The 19202-nt window shown below is 32.5% G+C and carries 19 protein-coding genes; 8 read left to right on the top strand and 11 right to left on the bottom strand.

The window, feature by feature from the left end:
• Positions 1–321 precede the first annotated feature (321 nt).
• From NEF87_RS23050 to NEF87_RS23060, 3 genes are all read right to left on the bottom strand, one after another.
• Positions 322–711: a VOC family protein gene (locus tag NEF87_RS23050; RefSeq protein WP_457917683.1), complete on the bottom strand. Its 390-nt coding sequence runs from the start codon at positions 709–711 to the stop codon at positions 322–324.
• Positions 712–901: 190 nt separating this feature from the next.
• A complete protein-coding gene (locus NEF87_RS23055) occupies positions 902–1291 on the bottom strand; it encodes a hypothetical protein (RefSeq protein WP_371803879.1) in 390 nt (129 codons plus the stop codon).
• A gap of 121 nt (positions 1292–1412) precedes the next feature.
• Positions 1413–1865, bottom strand: coding sequence for a hypothetical protein (locus NEF87_RS23060; protein WP_371803880.1), 453 nt, complete (start codon positions 1863–1865; stop codon positions 1413–1415).
• A 323-nt stretch (positions 1866–2188) separates the two neighbouring features.
• Between NEF87_RS23060 and NEF87_RS23065 the strand changes: the two genes are divergently transcribed.
• The 4 genes from NEF87_RS23065 (at position 2189) to NEF87_RS23080 (ending at position 6035) form a co-directional block, all read left to right on the top strand.
• Positions 2189–2749: a hypothetical protein gene (locus tag NEF87_RS23065; RefSeq protein ID WP_371803881.1), complete on the top strand. Its 561-nt coding sequence runs from the start codon at positions 2189–2191 to the stop codon at positions 2747–2749.
• A gap of 81 nt (positions 2750–2830) precedes the next feature.
• Positions 2831–3925 carry a sugar phosphate nucleotidyltransferase gene (locus NEF87_RS23070; RefSeq protein ID WP_457917684.1) on the top strand — a complete coding sequence of 365 codons (1095 nt, stop codon included), beginning with the start codon at positions 2831–2833 and terminating at the stop codon, positions 3923–3925.
• A gap of 40 nt (positions 3926–3965) precedes the next feature.
• Complete coding sequence (locus tag NEF87_RS23075; RefSeq protein WP_457917685.1) at positions 3966–4817, top strand: AAA family ATPase; 852 nt, start codon at positions 3966–3968, stop codon at positions 4815–4817.
• A 36-nt stretch (positions 4818–4853) separates the two neighbouring features.
• Positions 4854–6035 (top strand): vWA domain-containing protein, encoded by a 1182-nt coding sequence (locus NEF87_RS23080; protein ID WP_457917686.1) that lies wholly within the window; start codon positions 4854–4856, stop codon positions 6033–6035.
• A gap of 22 nt (positions 6036–6057) precedes the next feature.
• Here NEF87_RS23080 and NEF87_RS23085 read toward each other — a convergent pair whose 3' ends face one another.
• From NEF87_RS23085 to NEF87_RS23105, 5 genes are all read right to left on the bottom strand, one after another.
• Complete coding sequence (locus NEF87_RS23085) at positions 6058–6843, bottom strand: acyl-CoA dehydratase activase (RefSeq protein ID WP_457917687.1); 786 nt, start codon at positions 6841–6843, stop codon at positions 6058–6060.
• A gap of 49 nt (positions 6844–6892) precedes the next feature.
• Positions 6893–7786 (bottom strand): PfkB family carbohydrate kinase, encoded by an 894-nt coding sequence (locus NEF87_RS23090; protein ID WP_457917688.1) that lies wholly within the window; start codon positions 7784–7786, stop codon positions 6893–6895.
• Between the two features lie 129 nt (positions 7787–7915).
• Entirely contained in the window at positions 7916–8764 is an 849-nt protein-coding gene (locus tag NEF87_RS23095) for a response regulator (protein WP_457917689.1), read from the bottom strand.
• The gene (locus tag NEF87_RS23100; protein WP_457917690.1) at positions 8754–11051 is read right to left on the bottom strand and encodes a histidine kinase dimerization/phosphoacceptor domain -containing protein; all 2298 of its coding nucleotides are present in this window, start codon (positions 11049–11051) and stop codon (positions 8754–8756) included. Before NEF87_RS23100 ends, NEF87_RS23095 begins: the two co-directional genes overlap by 11 nt.
• Complete coding sequence (locus NEF87_RS23105; RefSeq protein ID WP_371803889.1) at positions 11048–11494, bottom strand: ArsR/SmtB family transcription factor; 447 nt, start codon at positions 11492–11494, stop codon at positions 11048–11050. The genes NEF87_RS23100 and NEF87_RS23105 overlap by 4 nt, the downstream gene beginning before the upstream one ends.
• 266 nt (positions 11495–11760) lie before the next feature.
• Here NEF87_RS23105 and NEF87_RS23110 point away from each other — a divergent pair, with 266 nt between their 5' ends.
• From NEF87_RS23110 to NEF87_RS23125, 4 genes are all read left to right on the top strand, one after another.
• Positions 11761–12369: a hypothetical protein gene (locus NEF87_RS23110; RefSeq protein WP_457917691.1), complete on the top strand. Its 609-nt coding sequence runs from the start codon at positions 11761–11763 to the stop codon at positions 12367–12369.
• The gene (locus NEF87_RS23115; protein ID WP_457917692.1) at positions 12362–12922 is read left to right on the top strand and encodes a histidine phosphatase family protein; all 561 of its coding nucleotides are present in this window, start codon (positions 12362–12364) and stop codon (positions 12920–12922) included. Before NEF87_RS23110 ends, NEF87_RS23115 begins: the two co-directional genes overlap by 8 nt.
• 95 nt (positions 12923–13017) lie before the next feature.
• The gene (locus NEF87_RS23120) at positions 13018–13740 is read left to right on the top strand and encodes a hypothetical protein (RefSeq protein WP_371803892.1); all 723 of its coding nucleotides are present in this window, start codon (positions 13018–13020) and stop codon (positions 13738–13740) included.
• Positions 13741–13835: 95 nt separating this feature from the next.
• Complete coding sequence (locus tag NEF87_RS23125; RefSeq protein ID WP_457917693.1) at positions 13836–15659, top strand: ATP-dependent DNA ligase; 1824 nt, start codon at positions 13836–13838, stop codon at positions 15657–15659.
• Between the two features lie 62 nt (positions 15660–15721).
• Here the strand turns inward: NEF87_RS23125 and NEF87_RS23130 are convergent, their stop codons facing one another.
• The 3 genes from NEF87_RS23130 to NEF87_RS23140 form a co-directional block, all read right to left on the bottom strand.
• The gene (locus NEF87_RS23130; protein WP_457917694.1) at positions 15722–17587 is read right to left on the bottom strand and encodes an alpha/beta hydrolase family protein; all 1866 of its coding nucleotides are present in this window, start codon (positions 17585–17587) and stop codon (positions 15722–15724) included.
• Positions 17584–18144, bottom strand: coding sequence for a flavodoxin family protein (locus NEF87_RS23135; RefSeq protein ID WP_457917695.1), 561 nt, complete (start codon positions 18142–18144; stop codon positions 17584–17586). The genes NEF87_RS23130 and NEF87_RS23135 overlap by 4 nt, the downstream gene beginning before the upstream one ends.
• Before the next feature lie 88 nt (positions 18145–18232).
• Positions 18233–19195: a DNA alkylation repair protein gene (locus tag NEF87_RS23140; protein WP_457917696.1), complete on the bottom strand. Its 963-nt coding sequence runs from the start codon at positions 19193–19195 to the stop codon at positions 18233–18235.
• Between the last annotated feature and the right edge of the window lie 7 nt (positions 19196–19202).

Genomic DNA, 19202 nt, shown 5'->3' on the forward strand with positions numbered 1-19202 from the left:
TAGGATTACTACTTATTAGGCTCGGAAGAAAATAGGGCTTAGATTAATCCTTTTTTTTGGGAAAAAACGATGAAATTATAATACGAGGTGTTAAATTGGCGTCTTTTCATTAGTAAGAGAGAAATTGGTTGTTTGGGTAAAAAAAATGGAACATATGGCAAAATGTGATTGCGGGTCGGAATTAATTGCCGATTCATTTTCCCAGCTAAAGAAAGCAGTGAATGAGCACGAGCGGAATTTTCATTGAATCAAACCAACAAACTATCTTTTTGAGATACATTTTTTCTCTTATTTATAATAGAAACTTTTTGATGAAATAGACTATTGGACCTTGATGACTTCCTTGTTGTCATTTACTTTATACAGTCCTTTCTGGGAATCCAAAACAACATATTGATGGTGCCAAGGATCTTGAAGAACGGCACATTTTCCAATATCAATATCAAAGGGGCCTGAGAGAATTGTTCCTCCAATGGTCGCGAAGTATTCGACAAATTTTTCAACATCATCGACTTTAAAATCGAGTTCAATTCCAGCTAAATCCGTATCCTCAGTGTATAGCACAATTTCAGACACATCTTTTTGCAATTTCAAGGCAACTGCAGTATTTGTTTTCCATAGGATGTCAAGTCCCAGTTTATGATGGTAGAAATCTAAACCATCTTGTAAATTGGGAACTTTTAGCCTAATACAATCTACTTTAGTAAACATAGTTATTTGAAGGTAAAATTGGATATTTGTATTTTTCGATAATTTACAATCCCATGGAAGAAAACTTTTGCGTCAGGACCAACACCAGATCCTCCCTCATATAATCTCTTACAAAATTCATTTGATATTAGTCAAAAAGTAAAGCAAATCAATCAAACGAAATTCACGACGGTAGAGTGGGATTTTGAAGTTAAAAATATAATTTTTCGGTAATTTCCTTGAAATAGTTAAAGATCGTCTGATCTCCAGCCCAACAATTAAGAATTTCTGCAAACTCCATAATGAATGCGTCTCGAATTTTGAATAAAATCTTTCGCACATTGAGATCTTTTTCTTTAATTTTTACTCTTCCCACGACAAAAAATTTGACTGGATCTTTAACTGGGACGATGATGATCTTAGAATCTTTCATTTTAATGGCATCAATGGCTTCTGCAGCCAAAGTTTCTACGGCAGTTAGAATTCCTGAAAAAAGAACGGGACTTACTTGTTGTCGGGAACTTATTTTGTCACTTTTTACGTGGACCAGAGCAAGTCCTGCTCGATCAATGATCCATAATTCCCATAATTTCGTTGCCATTTGCCTACCCCTTGGTTCTATTGTGTTCTACTTAATTACTTGTTAGATAAGAAGAAAAATTAAAGATTTTTGGAGTTCTTTTAATCTCCTTAGTAATATTTGGATTTTGAATAATTTCTGGTTACTCTTCTGGTTCTATATTAATAATGCTCACTTCTTCGACGCGAGGGACTTTTAAAAACTCTTCTTTGATCCGGTCAATGGTAACTTTTCGAGTTTTAATGAGAGTACTATCCAAATATGTTTCATAAAAACAATTGATTGATTCAAAACAGAGCCCTGTGGTGTGAATAGTTCCATCACCCAAATTAAAATTCTTCAATACATCCGAGATTCCTTTTACTAAATCTGGAGAAAATTCTTTTAATCGGATGAGAATCTTTTGAATTGATGAATTTTCACAAGGGAACACTGAAATTTTAATTATATCATCCGCTGGGATATAAATCATCAAATAATATGGCGTAGACTTAATATGTGATTGAACTTTGCTGGGGATAAAGCCTGATGACTCAAACTTCGCCTTCGTAATTAATTTACCAAATGAGATTTGTTTTTTTTCTGATACACCCATACGCGTATTCTCCTCGAGGAACCTAATTACTAATTGGGTAAAAGGCTATAAAAAATTTCGTAAATAGAGTTCAAATTATTCGGTGTATTTGGATAGGTTTTTTTTTATCCAATTGGAAAAAGAATTTCATCATTCAGTTCTGGCAAAGAATTGAAAAAATTTATCAGAAAAAAGTTAAAGTAAACTAAAATGTTCATGAAATCAAAAAAAATCACTTGATGAAAGGTAATCATTGTTAATTCCATATATTATCGTGATATTCTCGCCATGATAAGATACTTAAAATCAACAAGAAAAAGGAAATAAGGTAAGGAAGAAAACATATGAGGTCCACAAAAACAATTCCTTTCCATGCAATTTTTCTTATTGATAGCCGGAGTGGTTGTGATCTAATTAGTCAGAATTATTCTCAAAATATTTTTGATGTAGATATCATCTCTGGCATGTTAAAAGCGCTTGAAATGTTTGTAAGTCATTTGGCGTATTCTCAAAATTATGAACAATTGCAAGAAATTAATTTTCAAGGACTGCGAATTGTATATGAACGCTTAGGTCCTGTTTCTAGCTCGGTTCTTTGTGTAGGTATTTCCAAGAAAGAAGAAAACTTAGAATTGGAACACTTAATATTGAAAAATATTTTGGTTGAATTTTATTCGGCTTATCATCCCTTCTTAACCGAATTTCATGGCGATGTTGTACCCTTTAGATCATTTAAAAAGCGTTTATTGCAATATCGGTTTGAATGGAATAATCTTTTAACTCATTCTTCTCCGTCTATTGAAAATATGATTGAACAAATGTCTATGGAAATGTATAGAACCCCTCAAGTTGTTCGGTCTCCATCTTTTCCCAAATTCCATGGATTTCAGAAAATAGTTGATTAAATTCACCTTTGCGGTATTGGTCATTATTTGAAGGGAATTCAATTCTTCAATCTTTTTATATCTTCTCTCTAATATTTATTCATGCTTATAATTTGTCCCATTGCTGGAGTTGGATCTTTTTTACAGCCCTTTACAGTATCAAAACCAAAAGCAATGATAAAAATTGCCGGTAAACGCATAATTGATCATACTCTCCAATTACTGAAGGACAATTTTCCTCCAGAAACTAAAATATGTTTCATTGTGGGTTATAAAAAACGAATTATAATTGAATACATTTCTGAACATTACGGGGAATATTTTAATCTTATATTTGAAGAGCAAAATCCAATAGCATATGATGGTGATATTCCACTATTTGCGGGGATCGGGGATGCCATTCGCTTAGCTGGGAAATATGGTAGAGGGGATGATTGTTTTATTTTTTTTAGCGATCATTTTCCAACTGAAGATTTCCTTCCTATGATTAAGATGCTTGAAAACACCAAGTTTGATGGAGTTGTAAATGTTCGGGAAGTAGAAAATCCTCAACAATATGGAGTGTGTGAAGTTGATTCAAATAATACAATTACTCGAGTTGTTGAAAAACCGACAAACCCGAAGTCTAATCTCGCAATCACTTGGGGGTATGTATTTAGCAAGCGAATAACGCATCAGATATTCGATAATCTTGATAAATTGGTCCATGATAACTTTAATCTTCAAAAAAATATTGATTTTACGGGAACTATACAATGTCTTATCAATTCAGGGGCAAAAATAGGTGTGAATGTGATGAAATCACCCATTCTCGATTTTGGACAGATAGATGATTTCCTCCGCGGAAATAATTTTCTCTTGAACCAACAATTGAAAACAAGGACTGATAAGGGTGAAAATATATATGAAACTATGCTTCGGTCCAACGAACTTCAAAACACCTCCATTATACCTCCAGTTTTCCTTGGAAAAAATTGCAACCTCACAAATTCGGTCATTGGACCGAATGTTTCTATTGGGGATAACACGGTGATAACAAAGTGTATTATTTCGAATTCTGTTATTGGGGACTGCACATCTATGGAAAATATCATCACTGAATCTTCGGTTATTGGAGATTTTGTGAGCATGGAAGATTTAATTAAGAATTCTATCTCCATTGGTGATTCTTCCAGCATTATGAAAACTTTAGATTAATCCATATTTTTTTACTCCTTCCTTCATTAGCTAAAGCATAATGGTAGGTTTTGATCAATTTTCAGGTGCCAAGAAATACATTGTAAGTCCTGAATTGAAAAGTATTGTGAATGTTGCGATTGCGTTAGAGCGTCCTTTGCTTGTCAAAGGGGAACCTGGTACTGGAAAAACATTGCTTGCACATGCGATTGCAGAATCTTTAGAAAAGAAATTATATATCTGGAATGTGAAGAGTTCTACGAAAGCCATCGATGGGTGTTACATTTATGATACAGTACAACGTCTTAATGATTCTCGCTTTGGTTCAAATTCGCGTAATGTGGACAGTGTGGAAGATTATATTGTGATGGGAAAATTAGGGCAATCTTTTGAATCTGATGAGCAAGTTGTTTTGCTTATTGATGAGATTGATAAGGCCGATCCAGAATTTACCAACGATTTATTGCAAGAATTGGATATAATGGAGTTCTATATTCAAGAACTTCAAAAAACAATCAAAGCAAAACATCGTCCTATCGTAATTATTACTTCGAATAATGAAAAAGAACTTCCTGATGCATTTTTAAGAAGATGTGTGTTTCATTATATTACTTTTCCTACTCCAGATCTTATGCGTTCCATAGTACAAGTTCATTATCCTCGAATAAAAGAAATCTTATTGGAAAATTGTCTTTCTCGCTTTTATCTTCTCCGTGAATTGAATCAATTACGGAAAAAACCAAGTACATCTGAATTGATTGATTGGATTGGGGTGTTAATGAAAGCGGGGCTTACTGAAGATGATGTTCGAGATAAAATTCCCTTCCTTGGCACATTGATTAAAAAAGAAATTGATTTAAATTATTTACAGAAATACAAACAAGAATTAATCGGATTGGTTAAGGATAATTGAAGATATAGAATTTCATATCGCTGGGAGAGACTATTAATGTTTGTTGAATTCTATTATGTGTTAAGGAATACTAAAATACCTGTGTCCATTACAGAGTTTTTATCCCTGATGGATGCTATTTCTAAAAACTTGATCCTTAATAGTACTCAATTTTATTATATCGCACGTAGTTTATTAGTAAAAGATGAAAAATATTATGATCTATTTGATGAAACATTCATGTATTATTTCCGAGGAGCAGACATCCCCTTAGCAATTAAAGATGACATATTTAAATGGTTAGAAAAACCAAAATCTTCTTTTTTTGATAATCTACAACTTACTCCAGAAGAACGTGAGTTACTTGAAAAATATGACTGGGAAGAATTGAAGAAACAATTTGAAGCCAGGATTCAAGAGCAATTAGAAGAACATAATGGAGGCAATTATTGGATTGGCACTCGCGGAAAATCTCCATTTGGGTGGGGTGGGCAACATCCTGCTGGAATACGTGTAGGGGGTTGGGGTGGGATGAAATCTGCAATAAAAATAGCTCAGAAGCGGCAATTTAGGGATTATCGATCAGATCGCATTTTAGATACTCGCCAAATTCAGGTGGCTTTGAGAAAATTACGTAGATTAAGTAAAATTGGGGCTCCCGATGAATTAAATCTTGATAAAACTATTGATGAAACATGTCGTCAAGGGGGAGAAATTGAATTTATTTGGGAGAAACGCAAGAAAAACAATTTGAAATTACTATTACTAATGGATGTGGGGGGGAGTATGGACCCATTCACTTATATGGTGGAACAATTGTTTTCGGCTGCGAATAAATCAAACCATTTTAAGAAATTCAAACATTTTTATTTTCATAATTGTATCTATAATAATCTCTATGAGAGTGCGGAATTATGGCATGATAAAAAGATTCCTCTTCCTGAAATTTTTCAAAAATTTGATAAAGATTATAGAGTTGTATTGGTGGGGGATGCTGCAATGGCCCCATATGAATTAATGATGAAATACGGAGCGATAGATTATTATCAACAGAACGAAACAGCGGGAATCGAGTGGCTACACCGATTTAAAAAACATTTTTCTCATTCTGTATGGTTAAATCCCGAAGTGCCGGGTCCATGGATCTCTGAATCCCGTAAAATTATTTCCAAAATTTTTCCTATGTATCAATTAAGTCTTGATGGCTTGGAAGAAGCCATCTCTAAATTAATTCGTTAAAACATCTTCAAAAATCGAGAGTTTATTCTGTTTCTTTTTTTTCCCATGCAATTAAAGCGGCCCCGAGAGCGCCCGTTAGTTGTGGTTGCGAAGGAATTTTGATTTTCATGTTTAATTTTTCTTCAAGAGCTTTCTTAACTGCTGAATTGTGGGCAACTCCCCCACAAAAGATTAATGGGGTCTGACAATCGAGTCTTAAAGCCATATTTCCTACACGTTTTGCAATTGATTGGTGTAACCCTGCTGCAATATCCTCTTTTTTTGCCCCTCTTGCAAATAGACCAATTATTTCAGATTCCGCGAAAACGGTGCACATTGATGAAATATTTTCGGGATTCTCACTTTTTAATGACAATTCTCCAAATTGTTCTATTGGAACTTGTAAAGCTTTCGCCATCACTTCCAAAAATCGTCCTGTACCTGCAGCACATTTATCATTCATCTGAAAATCTAAAACATTCTTCGATTTCTTAGATATGATAATAACTTTTGAATCTTGCCCTCCAATATCGATAATTGTTTTGGCTTTAGGAAAATAATATTGGACTCCTCTCGCATGGGCCGATATTTCAGTGATTTTCTCTTCATTTAACTTGAGATTTGAATGGCGTCCATATCCTGTAAGCATAATTTTTTGAATTTGATCTTTTTGTAGATTGTTTTTTTGGATAATTTTGTAAAAAATTTTTTTCCCACTGTCTTGAAAATTATAAGTTGACCTCTCAATCAAAAAATCAACAATCTTACCATTTTTTAGTAAAACAACCTTTGTTGTTAATGAGCCTATATCAATTCCAATAAAAAACATATCAATAACAGTTGTTTTTTAGAAAAAAAAAGGATTTTCTTTCTTTAATTTATCTGTAGAATTCTTTTACAAATTCTTCAACTTCTTTGCGACTTTTTTTAAAAGGACCCGGTGTTTCCATTTTCAGAGAAGTCAGAGCAGCCGCGAATTTAGCGGATTCTATTATTGATTTTGACCGTCTTTCTAAAATATATGATGTGGTACAAGTGTCTCCTCGTCCTGTTCTTCCTTCTAAACTTCGATTTTTAAAAGCAACAGAATGAATTATATCATTAGTAACTATTAATAATTCTTGGTTATGTGAAACTATACACTCAGCAACCCCCCATTTAATTAATAATTTTGCTGCATTTATTCGCCCTTCTCGTGTGGAAGTGGAGATTCCTGTAATAAATTCGGCTTCTGCAGCGTCTACCTTGAAATAGTATATCTTGGGTAGAGCTTCACGTAAATCTCCCCATATTTGAAATTGCATTTCTCCTGTTGGCATTACTTTTCGGATTAATCCTTGGGCATCAACGGCCACTTTTCCAATCGATGCTAGTTTTTGGATAAAAGTTAAATTTATCTCACCGGCGATTAATCCGTTATAAATTATCAAATTGGTTTTGATTTCAGGAATCTCATGAATGGAAAACGAATCTGCTCTCCCTAAGTTGGTACATTTGCGCTTTTCTTTATCAATGGTGGAATATTCATTCAGAATAGATGTTGTTTTTTGTGATTCAATCCAATTAATCTTAATATTTTTATCTGGAAATTCAGAGAGTCTCCATTTTTCTTTTTGGGATGTTTTGGTTAAAATACAAGATTTTGCACCTAATTTATGAGCAGTCCAAGCTGCATGAAGTATTGCTCCCCCAGTTTCAGTTCTTTCAGAATCTGGAGTTCGAATTATGTCGATTGACATATGACCGATGCAGAGAATATCGTATGTGATCATTGATTTGCAAAATCTAACAAATTAAATAAATTGTCACCCAGTGTCTTTTTATATTTTGAAAAATCTATTATCTCTTTAACACACACACTTTTTTAAAAACACACACACACACACTTTTTTTTCTCTTTATTATTCCACTCCAAACCAAGCAGTGAATTTTTGGGTCCATGCCTTCCAGGATGTTAAAAAGGTTTGAAAATTATGTTCCATGAGGGAGTAATAAGTTATTTTTCCATTTTTTTTTCCCTTAATGAGACCTTTCTGTTCCAATCGGCGGATATGATGATATAATGTGGGTTGGGCTTTTTGCAAAATTATTTCAAGTTCTAAGATGGAATGTGCTTTCAAGCGAAGACAATCTAAAATCAAAAATCTATCAGTATTACTAAATTCTTCAAGCATTTCCATTAAAAAATTCTCATTTTCTTGAATATCTGGTGTAGTAGTTAAACTTGAAATAACATTCTCTTCTGAATTTTCTTGATTTTGTGTTTTTGAATTTGAATTTAAATGAGCTTTTTCTAATTCTTTTTTCACACTGTTAATTTCCTGCAAGAATAATTTTTCTTTTTCTTGTTCCATTTGTCTTTTATTAAAAACAATATCAATGGTGGTTAAAATTTCATTTTCTTCATATGGTTTAATAATATAACCATAGGGATTAGCCTTTTTTGCTTCTTTTAGCGTGGTTTTATCGGCATATGCTGTCAAAAAAATAATAGGTATTTTGAAATAAGATTGAATTACAACTGCTGCCTCTGTTCCGGTCATATTTCCTTGCAAATTAATGTCCATCAAGACCATATCTGGTTTTTGTTTAGATGCGACATCAATTGCATCTAAGCCATTATTAACAATTCCAATTATGGTATATCCTTCAGCTTCTAATATTTCTTTGACATCTTCTGCTGGAATTGGTTCATCTTCAACAATTAATATTTTTTGATTCAATCTATTCTTTCCTCCATTAGATTTCATTTACCTTAAATAAAATTTGTACTTTTGTTCCTTTTTCATTTAAAATGTTATAGGTTCCATTTAATTGGGCTGATAACATCGAAACTAATCTCAAACCCAAAGTTTTGGATGAAGTTAGATCCAAATCTTTCGGAACTCCTATTCCATTATCCATAACAGTAAGAACTACTTGGTTATTGTGTTTTTTTAATGAAATTTTCAATGTTTTTTTACCAATTCCTTTTGGAAATGCATATTTTAAAGCATTTGAAACTAATTCGTTAAGAATGAGTGCTAATGGAATCGCATCATTGATATCAATAGAAATTTCATCAATATCAAATATCGTGTGGATTTCAGAAACATTTTTTCGATAAGATCGAATCAAATTACCGACTAAAGATCGAATATATCGATTATAATTTATTTTCGCATAATTTTCAGTTTGATACAAGATTTCATGGATTAGTGACATTGATTTAATTCGATTTTTACTATCTTCAAAAAATTCTTTGATTTTTGAGTCTTTTATATTTCGTGTTTGAAGATTAAATAAACTAATAATAATTTGGAGATTGTTCTTGACTCTATGATGTATTTCTTTCAATAGAATATCCTTCTCAGAAAGTGATTCTTTAAGTTCTAAGTCTGCCTTGACAGACTTGATTATCATTCCTAATTCTTCTCCAAGGGAAAGAAGGAACTCCATTTCTGGATTAGAAAATTCAATGGAGCTCTCTTTAATTAATATTAAAATTCCAATCTCTTTATTCATGGATAAAATGGGTACAAATGCTATTGCTCCTATTGTTGAATCCAGTTTTAATTGTGGAATGTAAAATTGAATATCATTAATGAAAGTTGGGCAAATATCAACAATTTCGAATTGATTTTTGCATATTTCTTCTATCAATGTTTTTGACATGTTGGATTGGGCAACTAGTAATCCATCTTTTAAGGCTTCTTCAAAAACAATGATGCCCCCTGCGTTATAATCCCCTATTAGAAAACTTGACTGCAGTAAGTGCATGAAATAGTCTTCAAGAGTGTTTCCTTCAAATTTCTTTTTATATATTTCATTTAAAAATTCTAGACGTTTAGAACGAGTTGTTAATACATCTTTTGCTTCCTTTATTTCCGTAATATCTATCATTACTACGGTTTTAGAACGTTTTCCCAATAGACTAAAATTGGGAGTTATAATAACATGATACCAACGATTATTCCGAGGGTTAAATTTTTCTCCTTCCATTTCCATCTTTTCTTGAAACAATTTTTCGTTTTGACACCAAGGGCAGCGCTGATCTAAACCATAAATAGCAGTAAAACATTTTGTACCGATAGGATTTGTGTTATGTTTCCGAATTGCTTCAGCGTTAGCGTACTCCACAATATGATCTTCAGAACAAGTATATATTTCCCCTCCAAAAGTCTCAATTATACGTTTATATTTATGTTCTGTTTGATCCAATACATTTTGTAGAGATTTTTTCTTAGTTTCATCTGATATAACAAAAACCACATTTTCATAATTGAACATCTTCTTTTCTGAGATCATCCAATTAATTATGAAATAATTGATTTTTTTTTCTTTATCCTTAAAAATTAATTTAAATTCTCCCTTCTTGTGATTTTGGATTATATCAAATAGGAAAGGGTATAACTGGACTTGAATCTCATTGATTAAACTTTCACTAAATCGCGGGATTAATTGTTTTGGGTGTGTTATATGAAATTTTTGGGCCAATTTTTGGTTAAATTGTAAAATTTTAACCTTCATTAAAGCCCTTTTGAGTTTTTCAGGTTGGAATGTGAAGAATTTGATAAATTCTGCTTTTGATATCAAGTTAAACTTGGAGAGATATTGATAAGTTTTCTGAAAATCCGCAGAAAGAATTTTCATTGGAATATCATCAATATTAATCTGAATTTTTGGGGCATTTTCATTTGATGAAACAACATTAGATGAGTCTTCAATCAATTTATTCTCTATCAGATGAAAAATTCTGGCTTTTTCTTTAAATTCAGAAACAATTCTAAAATTAAAATGGATATATTTGTGCTCTTCCTTCCTTTGTAACCGACATTTGATAAAATCAAGTGGAAAATTGTTTTTCACTTTTTCTAAATTCTTTTTAAAATTCGCTAGATCATTAATATGAATAAAATCAAAGAGTTTTTGCCCTATAAGATCTTTTTTAGTATATCCTATTTTGCGAAGCAACGCTTTATTGCAGAATTTAATTCTCTTATTGGCATCAATGCTTATGGATGCTTCGATCAAATTTTCAAAAATTACTTGGTTCATGCAGACAATTCACCAAACCAATTTGATGCCTCATCAATCCATTTTGTTAGTATATTTGCCATATCTTCAAATTTTAGTCGATTTAATGAATAATAAGTATATTTTCCTTTTTTTTCTCCTTGTATTATTCCATCTTGTACCAACATTTTTAATTGATGACTGACTGCAGGTTGTTTCTTATTCAATTTATCTTGCAAATCACTATTTGATTGTTTTTTTTGCCCCAATAATTCAACCATTTTAAACCTATCAACTTTATTTCCAATACTATTCAAAAAAGAAACCATGAATTGCTTTTCTTCATTGTGATCAAAATCAGACCTAATTTTTATTAGTTGTTCATAAGCAATTTCCGGATTAGGGTGATTTTCTTGTCTCAAATCTTTTAATATCTCTTCTTTTGTCCGTAAATTTTTTTTATTTTTAATAGATTTGATATCCATTTTTATGATTCCTAAAAATTCGGATTTTTGATATATTCAAAATCTCTACTAATTTTTTTGTTATTCATACTTTAAAACTTAATTCATTTTAAATGGTTTTGATATATTTGAAAAAATTTGATTTTAAAGCAATGAATTTTATCTAATTGGTAAAATCTGATAATTGAAGTGACTCGCTAGGATAGGGTTGAAAGGTTACGAATAGAATTTAATGGAATCGAACATTATTTATTTTCTAATAGCATGAAAAAATTCAGTTAAAGAAGATGAAGAGCAAAAAATATATTCTGTTAATTTTACTTAGTACTTGTTTGATTTCCACATTAAATTCATCGAACGCTCTTCTTTTTGGAATAAATGAAGGGGATGTGCTCATTTATGAAATTAGAGAAGATAAACAGATGAGTTATTGTCGGTATCAAATATTATCTATTGATTCCACAAATATTTCTGTAGAAATGAGCATATATGAGTTTAAAACACAAAAATTCATCAATTCTACTAAAGTTATCCAAAATTTAATCTATGACCAAGCATATCTTGCCACTCTGGATGAAGAAAATATCATTTCAAAAAATTATGGGGGAAAAACCGTAAATTGTGTTGAAATCCAACCGTTAAATGCCTCATATGTCCAATTTGTTGATGTATTGACTGGTGTTGTTTGCGAAGAGAAATATAGCGATTTAATTTCACCTGATTTTAAAAAATTAATCAGCTGGGATGATTTGAACTTAATATCACTTCATGAGTCTTATAAAACCCACTTTTTTTGGGGATATTTCGTTTCTATTGTTGGATTTATTTCACTAATTGGCGTGTTAATAACGGTATTTTTAATGCGAAAAATGAATGGAAAATTCAATCATGATTGAGATCACAATTATTAGGCATGGGGAAACAACTTGGAATGTTGAAGGAAAAGTTCAAGGTCAAGCGGATCCACCTTTAACCCAAAATGGTATTAAACAAGCTTTTCAATTAGCTGAAAAATTCCGCGATTCTTTGAAGGAATATTCTATTATATATTCATCTGAACGACAAAGAGCGTTAAAAGTTGCCGAAATATTAAAGAATGGCTCTTCTCTCTCTATTAAGATTGATTCTCGATTAAGTTCGCGAAGTTTAGGGAAATTCTCTGGAATGACATTGGATGAAGTGGAACGTGATTTTCCGATTTTATATAAAAAATGGAGATCAGGTGATGCAACATTTATTCCTCCTAATGGGGATTCCACAGCAGATTTAATTAGAAATACACAAAAATTTTTAGCTTCCATAAAAGCTCTCCATAATGATGGAGAGAAAATTATAGTAATTACACATCGTGAGAATTTAGGCATTTTGCACTACTTAATCACTGGAAAAAAAATGGATGATCCGCTTCGAAATATTAAAAATTGCACGCCTTATGTTTATCAATATTAACTTAAATCAAAAAACAGTAAGGCTTTTTTTAGGTTAGCGCAGACTATAAATAATTAAGAAATTATTGAAGTAAGATATAAAGCGAGTTGAAACAAATGAACCAAGGAAAATCATTCTATATGATGTTTGATGTTGTTGAAGGAGGCATAGTTGAAGCGATAGAGTTCAGTAAAGAGAGTTTAACGCCCGATCGAAGCATTATCATCATGGACGAAGAAAATCAAACTGTATGGTTATGGCATGGCAAAAGGAGAGCTTTAGTTCCACGAAGGATGGCTTTACGTCAGGCACAATCAATCAAAGGTCACGGTTATCAAGCCGGAAATGCAATAGTTGGAAGAGATTTATCCAAAATAATTGAAATTGATGATCGAAAAGTTGGACGCGAACCAGCAACAACTGAAGATAATGATAAACTTATGGCGTTGTTAAATTGTCAATTTACTTCTATTGGAAACAGTGTTTTTACTAAATTGGGTGAAGGAGAAGTTGCCGCTCCAAGTAAAGAAGTGTCTCCAAAAACAGATGCACCTCCAGAATTAAAAAAAGTGTCTGCACCTGCTCCTACGGCTGTAAAACCCGTTGATACGAAATCAGATGATCAGAAAAAAGGTGCCATTATTATGGCTGTGCTAAGTGAGTTTAAGGATTTATGGATTTCCCGTAAAGATGATGGAATTTTGTCTCTTGAACAAATGGATGGGAAAATCTGTTCCTTCAAAGTTGAAAATGGAGAAATTAGTTTTCAAACAGGATCTTTCTTTGAGATTCCCAAAGAAAAGAAAGATGCAATTTTAAAAATCGTTGATTCTCTTTAATCAATTTATCCTTTTTTTTAACTAATTTCTTGATTATTTTTAGCACCTAGTTAATATGAGTGTTTTTTAAACTTAAAATCTATTAAACTTTGAAGATGGATTTTAATACCGTAGTCCAGTATTATGAACGGATTGGAGCCACCAAAAAGCGGTTGGAAATTATTGATATCCTTGCTCAGTTATTTCAAGAATGCCGAACTACTGATGATGGGGAGGATTTTCCAAAGATAATTTATTTAACCCAAGGGCGATTAGTGTCAGAGATTACCGAATGGCCAAAATTTGGAGTGGCAGAGAAGATGATTATTCAAGCCATGGTCAAACTAACCAGTTCCGAGTCTTCCCAAATCAAAAAAGCAATTAATAAAACGGGTGATGTTGGTGAAGTTGTTCAAAACATCTTGAAAAAGGAAAGGAGTAAAAGGGTTAAATATTCTCTAGATTCTGCTTTTAAAACCGGAGAAACTAAAAAAAAGAAAACATTTCAAATTGAAGCTTTGTACAAAGATCTTGAAAAACTCTCATTATTGAAAGGGGATGGGAGTCAAGAAAATAAAATAGATCTTATTAATGGCATATTACGAAGATGCACTCCTCAAAGTGCGAAGTATGTTGTAAATATAATTCTTTCCAATCTTCGAATTGGACTTGCAGATATGACGATCATGGATTCCCTTGCAATTGTGTTTTTAGGTGATAAAAGTAAACGGCATCTAATTGAAAAAGTATACAATATATTTCCAGACTTAGGATTTATTGTTAAGAAATTATTGGATAAAGGAGAAAAAGGGTTGCAAGAAATTGGAATTCAAGTTGGTGTTCCAATTAGAATGATGTTGGCTTCACGAATTCAATATCCACAAATTCAAGCCAAACTTGGTGGTGGTGATTTCATTGCTGAATATAAGTACGATGGGGAACGAGTTCAAGTGCATAAGCATGGCAATGAAGTGAAGTTATTTTCCCGGCACCTTAAAGATATCTCTCTCCAATACCCTGATGTTATTCGAGCTGTTAGGGATGAAATTAAAGCCTACGAGGTCATTTTTGAAGGTGAAATTGTGGCTATGGATCCATTTTTTGAAAAAATGCTACCATTTCAGGTTGTTAGTACACGTAGAAGAAAGTACGATATTGAGAAAATGATAAAAGAAGTTCCCGTTTCTCTTTTTTGCTTTGATATACTCTATTTTCGCCCTGATGAAACTCATTCAATTGAAAAATCCACTACTATGTTCCTTCCGTTAATGGAACGGAGAAAAATGCTTGAATCCCTATTTACTCCCTCTGATCATCTTCAGTTATCCCAAATGAAAATGATTCATTCGTCCGAAATGATGGTGGACTATTTCAATGAAGCTCGTGCAAAAGGAGCTGAAGGTATTATGAATAAAAAAATAGGAGAAGATGCAATTTATAAAGCAGGGAATCGTGGTTTCTTATGGATCAAGTTGAAGGGATTAGAAGGTGCAAAAATGGTGGATACTATTGATGTTGTAATTATTGGAGGTTCATGGGGAAAAGGAAGGCGGAAAGGTATTTTAAGTCCTTTATTTGGGGCAGTATATAATTCCGATTCTAATAAATTTGAATTCCTAACACGTATTGGGTCTGGGTTTACAGATGACGATTTGATCCAATTTACGGAACAGTTGCGGGAATTTGAAGTTCCGAAATGTCCAAAAAATGTGATATGTTCTGATGTTCCAGACATGTGGGTAGATCCAAAATTGATAATTGAAGTTATGGGTGATGAGCTCACAATTAGTAACAAGGCGGATGCTGGGGCGACTCCAACCAATTCTAGTGGGTATGGGCTTCGATTTCCCGTTTATCAACGCACTCGTAATGATAAAGATATTTATCAGATAACTACCACAGCAGAAATTATATCCTTTTATGAAATGCAAAATGGATGATTTGAATCAATTCAAATTCTTGTAATTTGATTTTTTAATCATGGAAATGAAGAAAAAAAGATTTATAGATATTTTTTAAACCAATTTACGATCTGCGGATGCAAGATTAATTTATTCTTCAATTTTGTTATTCCATGTCCCTCATCTTCAAAACGAATTAATTTTGAAGGCACCTTTGTCTTAATTGCTTCATACATTTGTATTGTTTCTGAGATTGGGACACGTTCATCAGTATCTCCACCTTCCAATAATAAAGGACATTGAATTTTGTCTATCTTATGGATGGGACTGATTTGGTTTAGAATTTCAAGATCTCGATCTAAATAACCATATTCCACTTCCCGCAATTTTCTCCTCCATGGGGCAGTATTTTCTAAGAATGTTACAAAATTTGAAATTCCAAATAATTCGACCGCTGCTTTCCACAATTCAGGATATTCAGTGATTGCTGAAAGCACTGCAAATCCTCCATAACTTCCTCCAAAAATACCCAATCTGTTTCCATCAATTTCATTGTCATTAATTGAAAGATGATTTGCGAGTTCTGCAATATCTCGTGTGGAATCTAATCTTTTTTCAATATTATCCAAATTTACATACTTCGTCCCATATCCCGAACTCCCTCGAATATTGGGAATGATCAAGGCAAAATGGGCTGCCAAGAAATATTGGTGCAAACCCGAAAAATTTGGTTTAGATTGGCCTTCTGGACCTCCATGAATTATGAATATGGTTGGATATCCCTTTTCAGGCCGTTTTCCTGAAGGAAGATATCTGAAGTATGGGATTGATATATTATCTGAACTCTCAAAATGAAAAAGTGAAGCCTTCCTGAACTCCTTTTGGTTCAAACCTTGGAGATTCATATCTGTTGCACACCACCAGTTCAATTTAGTTGTGTTTAAAATCCACAAATTTGTTGGAAAATCACTTGATGAAATTACTGCACTTAAATATTTTCCATTATGACTTAATTCTAAATTTTTTGTGGAAGTTCGTTGATCTCCCCCGATAATAACTCCTTCTACTGGGAGTAAGATGCTTTCGATTGAACTAGTGCCAGATGAAGAAAATTTTCCCCTATACAATTTAGAATAGCCCTCTTCATTAACCACAAAATAAGTATAGGGCGATGAAGAATTCCAAGTCCAATCATGAATTTCATAGGGAGGCAATTTATTGATATCTTTTATTTCAAATAGTTCACCTGTAATCGATAGAATCATTAATTGAGAATAATCCGCTTTATAGTCTGTCAAAATTAATAAATGATGATCGTCAATAAAACGAATCGGCTTCCATACTGCAATTTGATTTGGAGCTGCGAGTTCAGACAAATTTACTTGGGAATGATCTTCAAGATTTAACCAAATTAGATTATGGTGGACAATACTAATATTATTGGTGATAATTACCGATTTTTTGTTAGGGGATTCTAATCTGGTACTGTAAAAACCTGAATTCCCCGGTGGGGTAAAAATTTTTTCCATAGGATTTTTCAATATAGGTAGTTTTTGACGATACAAACTAAAGCATTTTTTATTCTCAATATTTGCTGAGAAATAGAGATATTCCTTAGAAATATATGTGAAAAAGTGTTTTGCTTTCTCATCCGAACTTATCCAATGAATTTGTTTTGTATTGTCAATCAAACCTATTTGGAAATTTTCATCTCCTTTAAAATCTCGAAGAAAAACAATCGTTCCATCCTTAAGATAATGTGGATCAGTACATCGATCATCTTCAAAAGTGCGTTGTTTGGGCCAGTTTTGGGCATTTTCGTGGATTTTTAAATCAAATACTTGGAATTGCCCCGGTTGGTTATATATCATGCTAACGAAATCATCCTTAGGGCTCCAAGATGCTCCTGCACATGATTCAATTGATAGATAGTCTTTTATTTTTTCTTTATTTGTTTTATAATTCATAATTGCAATTTTTCCCCCATTTTAATCCCTAGAGTAAAAATTTCTTCTTGTTTTTCAGGAAGTTCCTCGATGGGAATATCTCTTTGTGTTTTTGGGTCGTAAGTTTGGCATGGATAGCTTTGATAATCTAATTTAAAGAAAGGGGTAATTTGTTTGAAGAATTGATCGGCTAATTCATAATGATTCCGATATGTGAAAATTGCAAACACTTTTTTTCCACTAAATCCATCCCATGCTAATGGTTCCATACGATCAATAGCCAATTTCATTTGTGCAGTTATATAATCCCAATACATTGGAGTAGTGTATATAATCAAATCGGCTGCCCGATAAGAACGATAGATTTGTTGCATATCATCGTTGATTATACATAAGTGTGGTTCGACCTTGGTGCATTCAAAACAACCTCGACAAGGGGCAATATTCATTCTATCTAAAATGCAATGTTCAATCTTCACTCCAACCTTTGATTTAATGCCATCCAAGAATTTTTCCGTTAATGTATCAGAATTTCGACCTCGACGCGGTGATCCATGAAGGACTAGAATATTACACATCTCATTTTATATTGTTGGCTTTCCAAAATAATAAGATTTGGTATTCAATGGATTCAAGAATAAAATCATAAATGAAAGTATGGATTAATCATTTCTTTTTTGGTAATGCACGTTTATTTGTTTTTTCATGGAAATATTGAACATAATTGGATCCCATAACTAAGGTCAATTGGGGATGATATTCTGGATTTCGAGCTTGAATCCACCTAAGTGCATGTTTTAGAGTCCAAATTAAATTGAAATTATCTTTTCCCAATTCTTTTTTTGTTTTTGATGCCAAATCATCTGAAATTAGTATATTTGCTTCTTTTATCCATTCGTTCGCTAATTCAAGAATCTTTTCTGGGATATATTTACTTAAATCTTTCAAATTATTGCCAGTTGCTTTTCTTACATAAATATTTTCATCATGATTTAGATTTTTGAGTATTGTTATCATATCTTGATTTTCTGAAGGATCTCTTAACCATTTAAGGTCTGCCGAAGCTCGTAAGCTTTCTACAGCTAAACGACGCAGATTGTGCTCAGAAGAATGGGTTAACTCCAATAATGTACGTAATGTATCATTCTTTCGATATTTTAATCCTATTCTTATTGGATAACAACTAACTTCGCGTATTTCCCATGTTGAGTGGTTTGCCCATTTTTTCACAATATTATAAACCCTTTTCATGGAAGTGGTTTCAAACTTGATCAATTGTCCAAGAAAACAAAGGCCTAAAAATATAACAAAAGTATTCTGTTTTTCTTCAGCGATTTTCAATAATTGCTGAATAAAGTTCAAAATTTTGGGTATGTTTTTCTCAATATTTGGAAAGAAAGTCCCGAGATTTTTTTGCGTAATTAACCCCTCTGCCATGGAAACGGTGATATAATATTTTCCTTTTCCTACACGCTCTTTTTCAGGAATTATTGAATATTCATCTTGTAAAAACTGATTAATTAATTCATACTTGTGAGTGTTTATCTCCATATTATTCCAGATCGTGAATTTTCTCCAGAATACGAGAGTACGTTCTTTGATCTTAGATTTTGAGCTAATAGAAACCATGAGACTG

This window comes from Candidatus Lokiarchaeum ossiferum, assembly GCA_025839675.1.
Classification (GTDB): Archaea; Asgardarchaeota; Lokiarchaeia; order Sigyniarchaeales; family Promethearchaeaceae; genus Lokiarchaeum; species Lokiarchaeum ossiferum.

Bases quoted from the DNA above. Each gene is read 5' to 3' on its own strand.
- NEF87_RS23050 (WP_457917683.1), bottom strand. From the start codon at position 711: ATGTTTACTAAAGTAGATTGTATTAGGCTAAAAGTTCCCAATTTACAA.
- NEF87_RS23055 (WP_371803879.1), bottom strand. From the start codon at position 1,291: ATGGCAACGAAATTATGGGAATTATGGATCATTGATCGAGCAGGACTT.
- NEF87_RS23060 (WP_371803880.1), bottom strand. From the start codon at position 1,865: ATGGGTGTATCAGAAAAAAAACAAATCTCATTTGGTAAATTAATTACG.
- NEF87_RS23065 (WP_371803881.1), top strand. From the start codon at position 2,189: ATGAGGTCCACAAAAACAATTCCTTTCCATGCAATTTTTCTTATTGAT.
- NEF87_RS23070 (WP_457917684.1), top strand. From the start codon at position 2,831: ATGCTTATAATTTGTCCCATTGCTGGAGTTGGATCTTTTTTACAGCCC.
- NEF87_RS23075 (WP_457917685.1), top strand. From the start codon at position 3,966: ATGGTAGGTTTTGATCAATTTTCAGGTGCCAAGAAATACATTGTAAGT.
- NEF87_RS23080 (WP_457917686.1), top strand. From the start codon at position 4,854: ATGTTTGTTGAATTCTATTATGTGTTAAGGAATACTAAAATACCTGTG.
- NEF87_RS23085 (WP_457917687.1), bottom strand. From the start codon at position 6,843: ATGTTTTTTATTGGAATTGATATAGGCTCATTAACAACAAAGGTTGTT.
- NEF87_RS23090 (WP_457917688.1), bottom strand. From the start codon at position 7,786: ATGATCACATACGATATTCTCTGCATCGGTCATATGTCAATCGACATA.
- NEF87_RS23095 (WP_457917689.1), bottom strand. From the start codon at position 8,764: ATGAAATCTAATGGAGGAAAGAATAGATTGAATCAAAAAATATTAATT.
- NEF87_RS23100 (WP_457917690.1), bottom strand. From the start codon at position 11,051: ATGAACCAAGTAATTTTTGAAAATTTGATCGAAGCATCCATAAGCATT.
- NEF87_RS23105 (WP_371803889.1), bottom strand. From the start codon at position 11,494: ATGGATATCAAATCTATTAAAAATAAAAAAAATTTACGGACAAAAGAA.
- NEF87_RS23110 (WP_457917691.1), top strand. From the start codon at position 11,761: ATGAAGAGCAAAAAATATATTCTGTTAATTTTACTTAGTACTTGTTTG.
- NEF87_RS23115 (WP_457917692.1), top strand. From the start codon at position 12,362: ATGATTGAGATCACAATTATTAGGCATGGGGAAACAACTTGGAATGTT.
- NEF87_RS23120 (WP_371803892.1), top strand. From the start codon at position 13,018: ATGAACCAAGGAAAATCATTCTATATGATGTTTGATGTTGTTGAAGGA.
- NEF87_RS23125 (WP_457917693.1), top strand. From the start codon at position 13,836: ATGGATTTTAATACCGTAGTCCAGTATTATGAACGGATTGGAGCCACC.
- NEF87_RS23130 (WP_457917694.1), bottom strand. From the start codon at position 17,587: ATGAATTATAAAACAAATAAAGAAAAAATAAAAGACTATCTATCAATT.
- NEF87_RS23135 (WP_457917695.1), bottom strand. From the start codon at position 18,144: ATGTGTAATATTCTAGTCCTTCATGGATCACCGCGTCGAGGTCGAAAT.
- NEF87_RS23140 (WP_457917696.1), bottom strand. From the start codon at position 19,195: ATGGTTTCTATTAGCTCAAAATCTAAGATCAAAGAACGTACTCTCGTA.